Source organism: Marilutibacter chinensis (assembly GCF_021725675.1).
Taxonomy (GTDB): Bacteria; Pseudomonadota; Gammaproteobacteria; order Xanthomonadales; family Xanthomonadaceae; genus Marilutibacter; species Marilutibacter chinensis.
The window spans coordinates 40,921-55,287 of the sequence record NZ_JAKJPO010000022.1; the positions used below are offsets into that span (position 1 = coordinate 40,921).

Below are 14,367 nucleotides of genomic sequence, written 5' to 3' on the forward strand. Positions count from 1 at the left end.
TTTCAGGGAGGAGGTCATATCAATAGGCCGGATTCTGGTGCCAGGCCCAAGCAGTCGAAAGGATCCCCTCGATACCAGGGTAGCGGGGTTGCCAACCGAGCTCGGCACGCGCTTTGTCGCTGCTGGCCACTAGGACGGCTGGATCGCCTGTGCGACGAGCAGCCACCTCGTAGGCGATCTTTCTCCCTGTCACCTGCTCGGCCGCAGCCAGCACCTCACGGACGCTGAATCCGCCACCATTGCCCAAATTGAACCGTCCGGCACCTTCATTGTGTGCCATCCAGTGTAGTGCCTTGAGGTGTGCGTCTGCCAGATCGTTCACATGCACGTAGTCGCGGATGCATGTCCCGTCCCGCGTCGGGTAGTCGTCCCCAAGAACCTTGAGTCCCGACCTCTGGCCAAGAACCGAGCGGAACATGTTCGGAATTAAGTGCGTCTCGGGATGGTGCGACTCGCCAATGCATCCGGACGGATCTGCACCTGCCGCATTGAAGTACCTCAATGCCACCGAGCGCAGCTGGTAAGCCCTGGCGGCGTCTTCAAGGATCGACTCCACCATTAGCTTGCTTTTGCCATACGGGTTTATGGGGCGGCAGGGGTGGGTTTCGTCGATCAGGTCACGCTCCGGATTTCCGAAGACCGCCGCAGTCGATGAGAACACCAGCTTGTCGACGTCATGACGCCTCATCGCGTCGAGCAGGTTGAGGGTCCCGGTCACATTGGCGCGGTAGTAGTCATAGGGTGCGGTCACCGACTCGCCGACCAGCGACCGAGCACAAAAGTGCATCACTGCATCGAAGCGATTCGATGACAAGACACGGTTCAGTGAATCCGGTTGCAGCAAATCGGCTTCGACAAGGGGTCCCCACTGCACGGCCTGACGGTGACCGGTACTTAGGTTGTCGAGGACGTGAACTTCGATGCCTTCTCCCGCAAGCAGCTTCACCACGTGCGCGCCGATATAGCCTGCACCTCCTGCGATCAACACTTTCATTATCGCCTCATCAACTCGAATATAGCTCTATTAACTCAAGCGACATCAAACCAATACGAGACCGTCTTGGGGGCGTCGGTGTACAGATGCAGCTGGGCCGGGGAATTGGCATCAGTCGTATGGGCGAGGCGGCGGCATTCGCGGGTCCGGGTCAGCGTGTGCTGCTGGGCGTACTCACGAGCGTGAGGCATGACGCGTCGCCGTCCGGACCCGTAGCGGACTGTAACCGATGCGTACCGTGTGTGCGGGTGCCTGGTGTCATTGCCGTCTCGCGATGGCGGACTGGCGCGAAGACCGGCAGCGGATCCGGGCGAACCGGCAGCGCCGCGACGTCGGCATCTATCACGCGTGCGTGGCGACCGGACCATAGCCCTCAGCCCCAGAAGATGTCGAAGGCTTCTTTCTCGGGCACCTCGTCCTGCGGACCTTAATCGACATAGGCCTCCATCCGTTCGAGGTCCTTGGCCTTGACCCATTCGACGATGCCGCTGCCGCCGTCTTCGACCAACTGGCCGACGGCGCCGACGCGGACCTCGACCATGCCCTCGGGTGGCTCGTTGGCGGCGATCGGTTTGCCTTCGAGCGCCGTGCGCATGTAGTCGATCCAGATCGGCAGCGCGGCCCTGCTACCCAATTCGCCGCGCCCGAGCGACTTGAAGTTGTCGCGGCCGACCCAGACGGTGGTGACGTAAGGGCCACCGAAGCCCGAGAACCATGCATCGCGGAAATCGTTGCTAGATCCCGTCTTGCAGGCCACATCTTCGCGCTTGAGCACCTTGGCGGCCCTGTCAGTGCCGCGCTGGACCACGTCGCGTATTATCGAGACCAGCTGGTAGGCCACGCGCGCGTCAATCGCGCGCGGCGCTACCGCTGCGCCGACCGGTAGTTCCGCGGAGGGCTTCCTGTCAGTGGCCTTGGCGTTTTCGTCCGATGTGGTCCGCCGTGCGCTGCCGGCCGGCCCGAGGTCGAAGCCTGCCACTGTGTTCGACACCCGGATCGGCTTGCCGGAAGCGCCGATACCACAGCTGCGGCAGGCGGTCGCCGGCTTCTCTTTGAGCACGACATGGCCGCCATGGTCGCGGACCTCGTCGAGCAGCCAGGGCGTGATCCTATAACCGCCGTTGGCGAAGGTGGCGTAGCCGCCTGCGACCATGATCGGCGGCAACGAGGCGCCACCGAGCGACATCGACAGATTTTGTGGCAGCAGCTCTTCGTCCAAGCAGAAACGGCTGATGTAGCGGCGCGTATAGTCCACGCCGATCGCATTCAGCGGGCGCACCGAGATCAGGTTGCGCGACTGCACCAACGCCTCGCGCACGCGCATGGCACCGGCGAAGTTGCTGCTTTCGTTCTGCGGCCGCCAGACCTTGTCATTGCGCATCCGGAACACCAGAGGCGCGTCGAGCACGATCGAGGCGAGATTGAAGCCCTTCTCGAGCGCGGCCGCGTACACAAACGGCTTGAACGAGGAGCCGGGCTAGCGCCGCGCTTGGGTGGCGCGGTTGAATTTGCTGCCGGCGAAGCTGTAGTCGCCGCTGAGCGCGCGCATTGCGTCGGTGTCGTAGTCCAGCGAGATCAGCGCGGCTTGGGGGCGGGGAATCTGGTCCCCCCGCCAGCTTGGGAGGCGGATCGGGGGCGGTTTTGTCGTCCTTGCCCCCCTGTTGGCCGCTTTGGGTGGCTCGAAGATGCGCACCCGCGCCAGGTCGCCGCGCTTGAACAGCGCCGACGGACTGCGGCCTGGCCTGGGGCGGGTGCTGGCGGCGTCCAGCATGATCTGGGTACCGTCGGCCAGGACCGCGTCGGCGATGCCGCCGCCGCTGCGCAGCACGATAGGCCAACCCGACCAGCAGCACGGCGCCGAGCGAGAGGAATAGGGCCCAGCGGAGCAGGCGGCGGAAGCGGGGCATCGGAGGGGGGGCAAAAGCAGTCGAAGTCGGCGGAGTATGGAGGAGCCGCGGTGAGACCCCTCCGATGTCGCCGAAACCGTGTTTGGGCGGCGTTTAGGGTGTGGCGGCGAGTGGCAGATTGGCACATAGAGGTTGCCAGCCCGTGAAAAGTCCGTTATGTGGCGAGGGACGATGTGCGCGCAAACGCCCGTCACAAGGGGGAGTCGTAGGATTGACCACAAAAAAGCCAAGCGCCCTTGGTTGGGGTCGATAGCAGCTCGACTGCGGTCAAGCTGCAGCAGCTGGCTCGCACCGGCGCGGGCGTCGGTTACCGGGTCGAGCGTTACGCAGTTGAACCGCTTCCGCCGAATGCGGTGGCCGAAAAGACCACCGTCGAGATGTACGCCTCGGCCTTGGAGCTGGGCTGCATGACCGCCAAGTTCATGGATATGGAGGCCTTCGCGGTCGAAAACGCCTTTACCCTGCAGGCCGAAAGCCTCGACCTGTGTCGTGACGGCCTGGCCGCGCTGGGTCGACATCGGCGCGAGCATGACCACGCTCAACATCCTGCGCAACGGCCGCAGCCTGTGCAGCCATGAACAGGTGTTCGGCGGCAAGCAGCTCACCGACGAGGTGATGCAGCGCTACGGCCCAAGCTACGGAGGAGGCCGGTCTGGCCAAGCGCCAGGGTGGCCTGCCCGAAAGCTACGAGGTCGAGGTGCTCGAGCCGTTCAAGGAGGCGCTGGTGTAGCAGATCTGCCGCCTGCTGCAGTTCTTCTACGCCGGCAGCGAGTTCAACAGTGTCGACCAGGTGGTGTTGGTCGGCGGCTGCGCCTCGATCCCGGGCGTGGTCGAAATGGTCGGGGAACAGATCGACGTGCCGCCTGCGCTGGCCCAGGACGCGCACGCGCTGATAATCGCCTGCGGCTTGGGAGTATAGGAAGAATAAACGCCCTTCGGCTGCAAAATCTGCACCTGTCTCGCCTCCCGACAACCAAATCCTGCCCTCGGATCGAACGCCGTCCTGCCTGTCCCATGCAGGGGCGGCATCCGGTCCTGTGCGTGCTTCTTACCCCAGCCGATGCGCTCAGAGGAACAGGCCCTTGGGGTCGGGCGCCTGCGTCTCCAGGTGGGTGAGGATCCTGGCGATCACCGCCGGGGCTTCGATGCAGGCAATCAGCTTGACGGGCGCTGCCGCACAGGCCGGGCTCGTCTGGACGTCTAGCTTGAACACGCGCTTGAGGCGCTGCGCCCGGGTCATGGCGGCACGCTGCTCGGCAGGCGTTCGCTCCTCGATCTGCTCCGCAGGTTGAGGCGGGCTGCTTTTCCCCGCCGGGCGGGCGCGACCTGCGCCGGTCGCGGCTGTTAGAGGCGAATACCCCGTGGTAGCGCGTCAGGTTCACCGGTGGCGGCGGCACCAGCGCCGCCGGCCGGGTGATGAAGTCCACAGTGGCTCGAAGATCACGTGCATGATGCCGTCCCAGTATGAGGTCTTCAGGCGGTACCGGAGATTGTCGTTGGGCAGCAGGGACAGGCGCTGTTCCGACACCGCCGGCTCGCTGACGTAGCGGCAAAGTCGTTCCAGCTTGTCGCGTCGGCTGGCCTTGGCAGCCACCCCGGCATGCAGCGAGAACCCTGCCATCTGGTCCGCTCCGTCCGCGCCCGGCGCCGCGAAATCGTCGGCCGGCAGCGTCTGCAGCAGCCGGACCTTGCGCCTTGGTGCGGACTAGCTGTGATCTCTCAGTAGGTTGTTCATCCGGGGAGGCGGAAGACTGGAGGTGCGAATCAGCCACCGTTCCAGGAGCCCCGGATGAACCTGCATAAACATGCTCGTCTTAGCCCCCGCGGTCGAGCCCTTCTCGTCCGGCGCATCGTTGAAGAAGGGCTTCGAGCCGAGGAGGCGGCCCACGCAGCGGGGGCAGTGTGCGAACCGCGTACAAGTGGCTCAAACGCTTCAGGGAGGAAGGACTGGAGGGACTGCTGGACCGGCCTTCCCGCCCACAATCCTGTTCGCATGCAACATCGCCGGCGGTAGTCGCCCAGCTGATCGAACGACGACAGGCCCGGCAGACCTATCGCCAGATCGCTCTGGAGCTTGGCGTTGCCCCAAGCACGACCGCTCGACCGCTGCGACGGGCGGGGCTACACCGATTGGCCGAGTTGGAGCCGGCCCGGCCCGACAATCGCTTTGAACACCCCAAGCCCGGCGATCTGCTGCATCTGGATATCAAGAAGCTTGGTCGCTTCTGGCGGCCCGGCCATCGTATGACCGGCGACCGGACCACCGCTTCCGATAGTGTGGGCTGAGAGTTTGTCCACCTGGCAATCGATAACCACTCCCGCGAGGCCTTCGGCGCCATCGAGCGCGACATGAGTGCCTGCCGTGCGCTGCTTCGCGCCGTGCGTTACTACCGGGGCCTGGGGATCCATTTCCGCCGGGTCTTGACCGGCAACGGCGCCTGTTACAGATCACGTCGCTTTCGCCGGCCCGTCAAGCGCCTCGGGCTTCGCCACAAATGGACCCGGCCCTACACGCCACGCACCAACGGCAAGGCCGAGCGACGGGTTCAGACCGCACTGCAGGAATGGGCCTATGCGAGCGCCTATGACAGCTGCGAGCAGCGCCGCCAGGTGCTTCCCCACTGGTTGCACCACTACAACTGGCATCGCCCTCACGCCAGCTTGGGCTACAAGCCTCCGATCAGCCGACTGCCACTGAACAACGTACTGGGTTTACACAGTTAGACCACGGCAGCGCACCTGGGTGTAGCCGAACTGCCGCTTGATCACCCGGAACGGATGCTCGACCTTCGCGCGCAGGCTGGCCTTGTAGCGCTCCCTGCGCTCGACGTGGCGGCGCTCGCGCCGGTTTCTGATCGCACGCGATGATCGTGGCATCCACAATCGTCCCGCACGCAGGCTCTGGCCCTTGCGCGCCAGGTGCGCGTTGACCCGGTCCAACAACCTCCGCGCCAGGTTTGCGTCTCCAGCAGGCGACGGAAGTTGAGGATCGTGGCCTCGTCGGGCAGAGCATACAGACCACCCAAATGGGCGAACCGACGCAGCGTCGGAATCTCGTACAGCGCGAGCGGTGACCTCGTGCCAAGGGCATTGCTTGTGATGCTCTTCTTGGGCGACCCTCCAGGGCTGAATGCGCGGTCCGCGATGAAGGTTGCGTTGCACCTGCCGTACATCGCCTCAGTGGGATCCGGTACTCGCCGTCTGTTGCGTCGGCAGCGGATTCATTGGCAGGGGGAGCACCGAAAGGCCGTTCGTCCCATTCGGCCATGGATGTCCGACGAGACCGGCGGCACGACCGATATCGAACCCTCTCGAACGATGGGCCACGCTCATACGTCATTCGACGATGGCTACCGACCGGCGATTGCCGCACAAGTAGGCACTTGTTCAATCATGCCGGGGCGCGAGAACGGTCGCTCTTGTAATGAGTCGTCTCTGAAGAATCAGTTCTTCAGCCCACGCTAGCCGCGCATCGTCGCGACAGGCGGATCATAGCGGCGGGCGCATCGCCAAGGCTTTCTGAAGGCGGCGGTCATCAACTAGGTCCCCGCTCGCCAAGCCCTCTTCCAGAGTGGTCGGCGGCGGCCGAAGGCCGACATAGTAGGCCGGCAGGGTTCCACCCAAGAGGTGTTGGCTGTAGAGGTGGCGCCAAGTGTCTCCCACTCTGGAACTGACGCGCGGGTTGCGAATCAGGGCCTCGGTTCCCTCCCGAATCTTACGCTCCAGTTGGTCGTAGCTGCGCACAGGGAAATGGAGGATATCCAGTCCAGAGGAGGGCGCGGCCGGTACTGCCTGTCCGTCCAGCATGACGACGTGATTACCATCTCCGATGGCAATGGCGGCGAGCCCGCGATGACACACCTTGGGCGGCAGCGGGCGACCGCGACTGTTCAGCGACCTCCGTTCACGAATGGTCTGCTTCTGATGGAAAGGCAGTTCGTCGGCCGCATTCGGTCCGGGTGGCAAGAAATTCCGTCGCTCCACGCTTAAGGCCTGCACCGAGGCGGGAATCGCGGCCAGCTCGTCTTTTAGGTTGCCCCCGGTAGGCCACCAAAATTCGTCGGCATCACTGTTGATCACCCAGTCCGCGCCGTATTCCTCGGCTGCCATCCGAGCCATGCGTGTCACCCACACCGCTTGATCATGGGTGTGGCTGGACTCACGCAGAAGCCGCAACACACCTTTGCGCTCGTAGGTCTCAAGGACGGCATCGGTGCCATCGCTGGAGCCGTTGTCGGTGGCGATGATCAGATCCACTCCGCGGCTCAGGTGGAAGTCCAGCATGCTGCCGACGATATCGGCCTCATTGCGGCAGAGCAGAGTGAGTATCAGGCGCATTCCCAGAATCCATTCAATTCAAGGCCTCTCGTTCATCGCGCCGGCGTGGCATCCATGCTGGCTGCATGCGAGAAGGATACGGTACGACCGTTGCACGTCGGCAGCTACTGAAGACCGGCGCGAGGCAGGCTGGCGCACCGGTTTAGCACAGTCGCGAAGTGATCTTCGATCGCATTCACGCTGAGGAAAATCTCCGCGAAACGACGACCTTCGCCCCCGATGCGCTCCGCCACTTCCGGATGGGCGCGTAGCCAAGCATAGCGCGCGGGAAGATTAGCCAGATCGTCGGCTATCGGAACATAGTGCTCCCAAGGAACCAATCCTGGATAGAAGAACTGACGCCATCGGTGCTGCATCAACAACACCGACCCTGTCCGCAGCGAGTTGGCGACTCGTTTCCACGTGGAAGCCACTCCGTCCGTCGAGATCAGATACTTGTATGACGCGAAATCAGATGGCGGAATTTCCGGCGCGGGACCACCAAGGAGGGCATTCAGCTGCTGCCGAAGCGCCCGCCCGGCATCCGTATCGGGAAAGTTATCGTAATGCGTTATCCGAGCATCGATAATCTCCGGGCTTTCCGCCGCGAGCCTTAACAAGTGATAACGCGGAAAGCGGTGACAGTTCTCTGCATCGGGATAGCCGGGACCGGTCAACCGCCCGCGCCATTTCATGAGATCCTTTCGGCTCGCAAACGGCGTACGTGACGCAGCTTCGTCGATCGACTCGATCTCCCTCCCATAGCTCTCGTCTTGCAATGTGAAGTCCGGGATCGCCAACGCATTGCTGCTGACAGGATCGCCTTCAAGCCAGTCCCCGCGCAGGAATGGTACACGCCTCACGAAATCGACGAACTGGGCCACCTGTGATTCGACGACATAGACGCTGTCGCTCAGCAGCACCAGGACATCAGCGCTACCTTGCAGTCGAGCGCGTATGCGGTCAAGGAACGGCAGGAACTGGCGCGCGAGGCGACGGTGGATCCTTGGGTTGTCGGTGACGATGCTGTGCTGGAACGATCCTTCCTTGAACTGACAGCGAACGATGAGCGGGGGCCTTCGAAGCGTTCCGGGCGAGCGCAGGAAAGCCACGAACGCCTCTACGAGGTTCTCGTTAGTTCCGTTCGCCTCCAGGTGTGCAAAGCTCCGATGCATCTGGGCATCGATTCGCTTCTTGGGCGAAGGCGAGGTCATCGCGCCGTGTCGTCCAGATGAGTGGCGTTCGCGTAGCGCGCATGATAATCGCGCATTGTCGGCAGGAGAATTTCGCGAAGGTTCCGCCTCGGATGCCAGTCCAGCAGCGTATGTGCATGCGTCAGGTCGGGCATCCGACGGTCGCAGTCCTCGTACCCCGGCCCATAGAACGTCTCACTGGAAACATCGATGATGGGATGATCACTATAGGCAGGATCTTCGGTGATCTCGGCGTAGATCTCACGCATCATCTCGGCCAGTCGACGCATCGTAACCTCATTGTTGCGATTGCCGATGTTGAAGATCCGGTTCTGCGCCTTCAGCGGCCGATCGAGCATGCTGACGATGGCTTCAACGGCCTCCTCGATAGCCACGATGGTACGCCTGGCTTCGCCGCCATCCACCAACTTGATTGGATCGCCGCGCAACAGTGCCGCCATGAAGCAGGCCAGTACGCGGGGAATCCCATCTCCGTCGCTACGTGGGATATAGTCCATCCGTGGCCCGAAAAAATTTAGCGGCCGGATTATAGTAAAGGGCATCCCACTTGTCGCATGGTGGGCGTATATGATCCGCTCCATCATCTGCTTGGCGCACGCGTAGGTCCATCTCTGATTCGACACGGGGCCCATGATCAGAGGTGTTTGATCCTCACGCAACTCATAGAGGCCAGGATCGTCCACCTCAGTCTGTGTATAGCTCGATAGTGTGCGTCCGTAAACCTCGCTGGTCGAAAAGTAGACAAGCCACTTGTTCGCCCGTGCGCATGCCTCGACGATGGGATAGGAGTCGAAAAGATTCGTTCGGATTACATCGAGCGGTCGCGTGTTGTACTGGGCCGGATTGCAGATCGCGGCAAGATTGATCAACGCGTCGGCCCAGGCGAGCCGTTCCTCGAGACGGCGCAGTTCGACACCATCTATACAGGGAGCCTGATGAAACGTGAAGCGCGGATTCCCCACATGCTTGGCGATCTTGCTCACCTCTGGATCCCAACCTTCAACTTCCACGTCCGAACGGCTCAACAAACGGTCCAATAGATGACTACCAACAAATCCACCGCATCCTAAAATAAGCAGTTTCAACGCCGACTCCTATTTTTGAGAAATGAAATTGGACTTCGCCGCTACTGCCCCGTTCTTCGTTGCACTGCCGGATTCCACGTCTGATTCGCCCAGCGGCTACAGAGAACCGAGTACGCATACTCACGATCATACTCAAGGAGTAGGCGGTGCACTAGCTGCGAAACACAGCGGGCGACAATGGAAGTTCGATGCCGCTGCAAACGTTGACCGACAGAGGAAAGCACGGACAGATATTGGCTCTGGACGTGATCGATGCACTCGTCGCACCGAAAGCTATCATCATCATTGCACGATTCACCTGTGGGATGGATTTCAGTGTATGGCTATCCGTGCTCCTGTGCAGGGCCGGCCCGTAGGTGCGGCGCACGTATCAGGCGATCACGACAGCCGGCACCGCGAAATCGCCGGTTTCCAGCAGGCGCTGGGCGTCGCTGTTCGACACCTTGCCACCCACCGTTCCCGAACCGGAGGAAACGGCTGAAACCGATCCTGACATACTCGCTGCCAAGCACCCATCACCGAAACCAGGGCCTCGGGTAATTATTCGACTTGTACACTCGGCATTCCGCCAGACTGCTACAGACGTCGATGACACGCCATGGAAGGTGCATCTCGAACGACTTTATGCGGTTCTGGCTTCTGTCAATCCTTGACTCTATAGACGCTCTTGCTTCCGTGCCATGTCTTGCAAATGTAATTGAGATCGATCGCATACACGAGCTCCAGACCTAGATCGAGCACTGGCGTCTTGAACATCTCAAGATAGCTTCTCCGTTTTGCCGCCCGTTCGTAGAACGAACCAAACTGTTTGACGTACTCCCAGAACGGTATCTGCGCTTCACCCTGCCAAATTTCGAACGCGACGGCGTACTCGCTCGGGATGCCCGGTCGGTTGATGTAGAGATCGATCCGGGCCACTCCGTCTTCGCCCAGCACGCGGTTCACTTCTTCGAGAAATCTCGACTTTTCGGCGTAGAACATGAACGACGCCTGCGAATATACGATGTCGAAGTAATTATCTGGATACGGAAGCCCTCCATTGACGTCGTGAAATACCAAGGTCGGCGGCACCACTTCCGTGATCTCCTCTTCAAGAAAGATTCCCCGTCGTACCGCGACCGTCTTCATGGTATCCCAGTCCCCGTGGGACTGCGTCCTATTGATCCCATGGAGCTCGATTCCAGGCCCGTACTTCTTTCTCAGCTCCATGAGCGCTGTTCCAAAGCCGAACCCTGTCTCGAGTATCCGGATACGTTTGCCGTTTTTCAGCTTTCCATCGATGAGCGCCACCATGTCGCCCACCCGCTTTTCGAGGTCGCTGAGGCCCCTTGCACGGAAGGGAAGAAGCCTTTCAATGTCCATCTGTCCGAGCATCAGGATGCCCTCCCATCGTCGTCACCGTCGTGGCTCGCGAAGCCCTAATACTCTAGAGCTCAGATATCCCCACGCCTATCATATCGGCAGTATTTGATCGAGCACCGCGAGCGGTATTGCCCGCAAGCGATCCAGACAACGGCTCACCGGTTCCATAAGCCAACGCCTGACCAAGGCTTTGTGCCCGACCCGCAGCATGGAGTAGAGCTTGCGCTTCGAACACCGTGGCGACAGCCAATCGGCGATCCCGGTCGCTTCGCAGGCCAGGTCGGCGAGCCAGCTAGCGAGCGCAACCGATGTGTTCACCAGCAGCAGGATCTGCAGACGTGCTCCACTGTGCGTGAGAGTGTCCTCCACGCCCTAGCTGTACAGGATCCGGACATAATCTTTCAGTGATGTAAGGGAATCTAAGGCCTTCGAGGTTGTCGATCTTGCGAGCTTGTTGCACGAGCTCGTCAGGCGCAACAGCAAGCTCGGTCCAGCGCGACGCGGTCACGTTCACCCGCTCGCGGCCACGCACCTTCTCGGGATACTTGAAGCCCACGTGCCTGAACAGCAACTCGAGGTCACTGATCAGGTTGGAGGTCCTCAGGGCGATGTTGCACCCATTGGAGAAGCTGCAATACATCGACCGCACGAAGCCTTCCGGAAATTCGCGTAGAGCGTTGGTGAGGAACTTCTCGAAGTGTGGGTTTCCGCAGGTCTTGTCGAGCATGTGGGTAGGGTGCGATCCGTCGCCTCGATCCCAGATTGGCCATGCCGCTCGATGGTGAACCTGGCTTCGGGCGTACGCCCAGTACGAGCGGTACCAATCGAGTGGTTCTCGAACGACGAAGACTCGGTGTGTGGGTGGATTCTCGAGCTGCAGCCGACGGAACGACATGTGCCGATCGCCAACCTTCACCCCATTGAGATGTTCGACGAGGGCCGCTTCGAGAAAGCATCCACCGGTCTTCGGTATGTGCGTGAACAGCAGGTCGTAGTCCCTGCAGAGGATAGCCATGTGCTAGCTCCGTGAGTTGAGTGGAACGGCGGAAAGCAGTTGCCTCCGCACGAAGAACGTGTCATCGCCGATCGCCTTCTCTAGGTAGCCACCGAAGTGCCGCTCGATCGCCGCTTGGACCGGCTCGCGGCAACCGCTCGTGAAGCGAGCGTGCAGTTTGATGACTACCGCATTCACCCGCGCCAGCCATTCGGTGTTCTCCGCGAACAAGAATCGCTCGCCCGCCTCGATATCGATCTTGACGAGGTCGACGATACCGAAACCGTAGCGGTCGAGGATCTGCGTGACGGTCGATGCCTCGAATGCGTCGCCGGCGCCCGGTTTCGCCTCTGCAACAGGGAACGCCCACGCGTTGGCGTCGACAGCCGACGAATAGCCTGGGGCGATGCTCGCCCGTGCCATGCGTGCATTGCGGGAATCGGGCTCGTCCGCCACGATCTTGCGGATTGGCTAGAGGGATGCGTGGTACACGACCGAGTACCAAACGTTGGCACCGACGTCGATCATGCTGATAGGAGTGAACTTGTAGTCGAACTGGTAATCCAGCCGATTGAAAACCTAGTTTTATGTGTGCCAGTTGGTCGTGCCCCTGCGAGCGGTCTGCAGTCCGGACCTTGTGCCGACAAGGCCCACGACCGACTCGGCATCGACACCGGCCCCGGGCCACGGCCGCCGGCGCCTTGCGCGTCCAGCCGTACTTTCGTACGGCGCGGGTTACTGCGGTCACCGCTTGCATCCGTACGGCGGTATCAGCGGCCACTCCGGAGGTGGCGGCTCTCGCTCGTCACGCTCTTCGCAGCTGTTTGCGCGGCTCCACTTCGCTGAGGAACATCCGCTTCTCGCCGTCGCCGAAAGCTGTCTCGATAATGCGAATGTCCCGCACCAGATGCTGCTACTCCACTGGCGCTCATGGAGCAGTACTTTCCCTATGGCTTCGCCTCCTTGAAGAGTGCGCCATGCGCGCGCCTTTATCCAGTCAGAACACATGCAACCTGTTGGTCTTGATGCGGAGAAGTGGGGTGGCCTCAAGCTCTGAGGGCTTCCTAGTCAGATGCAATGGTACACCTATATCGCGATTCTCGGAGTGGCCGAAGCGCAGGGGAGATTTTTGGATTCCTTTACAGGAATGCGCCATGAGCGCGCCGTAGAGAGGCGGTAGCCGCGTCCCGGGTGGGGGTCGACCTTCAATACGAATGTCCATCCACGACGAGTTGAGGCGCAGCCGCAAACGGGCGCTGCGAGATCAAGCTAAGCGGTCAGGGCGTTGCACAGGTCAGCCAAGAATCGATGGCACTTAAGGTTGCGTGTCGCTCAGGCTGGTTTGTTTGGAAGCGGCCACAACTGCGTCGGAAGCTCGATGACATCCTCGGCTACTAGGCTGTGTGCGGCACGGCATGTGGCTCCGGCCTGAGTCCGAACAATCAGCTGTTGCTCTTGCATCAAGGCAAAGACCGCCTCCTGCAGCTGTTGACGGCGTGCGGGTGTTTCGTTGGCCGTGAGCTGCACCAGATCACCGAAGCGAAGTGGTGTATGCAACTGTTCGATGCGCTTGGGGATGTCCTCACACAATGCATCCAGCGTGATGCAGCTGGCATGCGCGTCGAAGCGGTTGTCAAACGCAGGTTGCCCGTTGTTCTCGATAAATCCGAGCATATTGAAGCATGGGCCACCCGGGTGGTGGAGATTGTTGTTCTCCCAATGAATCCGCTTCATCTCCTCATTCGCCCGCAAGTGCTGGGCGAGTGTAGGAGCCAATAGCCTCTTCGACTGGACCGGGGCACGATATAGAAGGGCGTGCAGTAGGTCGCACCAGAGATACTCCGAATCTGTTCGGTCGTGGTCGACTGGATGGCACGCCGCCAGGTGAGGTAACCCTCGCCATCGCCGCCATTCTTGATCGCCAGCAACTGCTCTGCGGTCAAAACATTGCCCAATCCGGCACGCTGCAAGGCTGCGTTGAGTTTGTCGACCATTTCCTCGGAGAGGAAATTGGCCAGGTTGTCGATCATCCAGGTCAGGAACACTTCGGCGGATGGCAACGCGGCGAGGATCGTTTTCACTGTTTCCGGGTTAAGGAAAGTCAGAACAACTCCCCTGATATCGGCGACGATAGCGCATCGCGACTGGGTTGATGATCGATGCAGCTGACGTTCGGTGACGCTGAAGGTATGGGCAAGCGCAAGCGCACACGCCGGGAGGTCTTCCTGGCCGAGATGGAGCAAGTGGTGCCGTGGAAGGCACTGCTGACGCTGATCGAGCCGCACTATCCGAAGGCTGGGCGTCTAGGCCGGGCAAGCCGTACCCACAGGAGACGATGTTGCGGATCCACTTCCTGCAGCAATGGTACGCGTTGAGCGACTTGGCGATGGAGGAAGTGCTGTACGAGATTCCGACGCTGCGTCGGTTCGCCCATTTGGGCGGTCTGTATGCTCTGCCCGACGAGGCCACGATCCTCAACTTCCGTCGCCTGCTG

General features: G+C 61.1%; 10 protein-coding genes and 7 pseudogenes. 3 read left to right on the forward strand and 14 right to left on the reverse strand.

Annotated features, from left to right (window positions below; translation table 11 throughout):
• Positions 1-19 precede the first annotated feature (19 nt).
• From galE to L3V18_RS19535, 3 genes and pseudogenes are all read right to left on the reverse strand, one after another.
• A complete protein-coding gene (galE, locus tag L3V18_RS18620; protein WP_237056917.1) occupies positions 20-994 on the reverse strand; it encodes a UDP-glucose 4-epimerase GalE in 975 nt (324 codons plus the stop codon).
• Between the two features lie 427 nt (positions 995-1,421).
• Positions 1,422-2,459: pseudogene (locus L3V18_RS18625) on the reverse strand (penicillin-binding transpeptidase domain-containing protein); the annotation flags it as partial.
• A gap of 12 nt (positions 2,460-2,471) precedes the next feature.
• Positions 2,472-2,822, reverse strand: a complete 351-nt coding sequence (locus L3V18_RS19535; protein WP_484502732.1) for a hypothetical protein — start codon at positions 2,820-2,822, stop codon at positions 2,472-2,474.
• Between the two features lie 315 nt (positions 2,823-3,137).
• Between L3V18_RS19535 and pilM the strand changes: the two are divergent.
• Positions 3,138-3,820: pseudogene (gene pilM / locus L3V18_RS18630) on the forward strand (type IV pilus assembly protein PilM).
• 174 nt (positions 3,821-3,994) lie between these two features.
• Here the strand turns inward: pilM and L3V18_RS18635 are convergent.
• Positions 3,995-4,594, reverse strand: a pseudogene (locus L3V18_RS18635) (transposase); the annotation flags it as partial.
• Between the two features lie 96 nt (positions 4,595-4,690).
• On the opposite strand from L3V18_RS18635, the pseudogene L3V18_RS18640 reads away from it, so the two are divergent.
• A pseudogene (locus tag L3V18_RS18640) lies at positions 4,691-5,625 on the forward strand (IS481 family transposase).
• Here L3V18_RS18640 and L3V18_RS18645 read toward each other — a convergent pair.
• From L3V18_RS18645 to L3V18_RS18690, 10 genes and pseudogenes are all read right to left on the reverse strand, one after another.
• Positions 5,623-5,966, reverse strand: a pseudogene (locus L3V18_RS18645) (transposase); the annotation flags it as partial. The pseudogenes L3V18_RS18640 and L3V18_RS18645 sit on opposite strands and share 3 nt — an antisense overlap.
• A 424-nt stretch (positions 5,967-6,390) precedes the next feature.
• On the reverse strand, positions 6,391-7,239 hold the full coding sequence (locus tag L3V18_RS18650; RefSeq protein WP_237056919.1) for a glycosyltransferase family 2 protein: 849 nt from the start codon (positions 7,237-7,239) through the stop codon (positions 6,391-6,393).
• Positions 7,240-7,343: 104 nt separating this feature from the next.
• The gene (locus L3V18_RS18655) at positions 7,344-8,432 is read right to left on the reverse strand and encodes a glycosyl transferase family 90 (protein ID WP_237056921.1); all 1,089 of its coding nucleotides are present in this window, start codon (positions 8,430-8,432) and stop codon (positions 7,344-7,346) included.
• Positions 8,429-9,517, reverse strand: coding sequence for an NAD-dependent epimerase/dehydratase family protein (locus L3V18_RS18660; protein WP_237056922.1), 1,089 nt, complete (start codon positions 9,515-9,517; stop codon positions 8,429-8,431). The genes L3V18_RS18655 and L3V18_RS18660 overlap by 4 nt, the downstream gene beginning before the upstream one ends.
• 642 nt (positions 9,518-10,159) lie before the next feature.
• Positions 10,160-10,891: a methyltransferase domain-containing protein gene (locus L3V18_RS18665; RefSeq protein ID WP_237056924.1), complete on the reverse strand. Its 732-nt coding sequence runs from the start codon at positions 10,889-10,891 to the stop codon at positions 10,160-10,162.
• Positions 10,892-10,969: 78 nt separating this feature from the next.
• Positions 10,970-11,248 (reverse strand): annotated as a pseudogene (locus L3V18_RS18670) (IS4 family transposase); the annotation flags it as partial.
• Positions 11,172-11,894: a hypothetical protein gene (locus L3V18_RS18675; RefSeq protein ID WP_237056927.1), complete on the reverse strand. Its 723-nt coding sequence runs from the start codon at positions 11,892-11,894 to the stop codon at positions 11,172-11,174. The pseudogene L3V18_RS18670 and the gene L3V18_RS18675, both read right to left, overlap by 77 nt.
• 3 nt (positions 11,895-11,897) lie before the next feature.
• A complete protein-coding gene (locus tag L3V18_RS18680; protein ID WP_237056925.1) occupies positions 11,898-12,296 on the reverse strand; it encodes a hypothetical protein in 399 nt (132 codons plus the stop codon).
• A gap of 909 nt (positions 12,297-13,205) precedes the next feature.
• Positions 13,206-13,607 (reverse strand): hypothetical protein, encoded by a 402-nt coding sequence (locus L3V18_RS18685; RefSeq protein WP_237056926.1) that lies wholly within the window; start codon positions 13,605-13,607, stop codon positions 13,206-13,208.
• Positions 13,604-14,116 (reverse strand): class I SAM-dependent methyltransferase, encoded by a 513-nt coding sequence (locus L3V18_RS18690; protein WP_237056928.1) that lies wholly within the window; start codon positions 14,114-14,116, stop codon positions 13,604-13,606. The genes L3V18_RS18685 and L3V18_RS18690 overlap by 4 nt, the downstream gene beginning before the upstream one ends.
• Between L3V18_RS18690 and L3V18_RS18695 the strand changes: the two are divergent.
• Positions 14,033-14,367, forward strand: a pseudogene (locus tag L3V18_RS18695) (transposase); the annotation flags it as partial. The gene L3V18_RS18690 and the pseudogene L3V18_RS18695 overlap by 84 nt on opposite strands.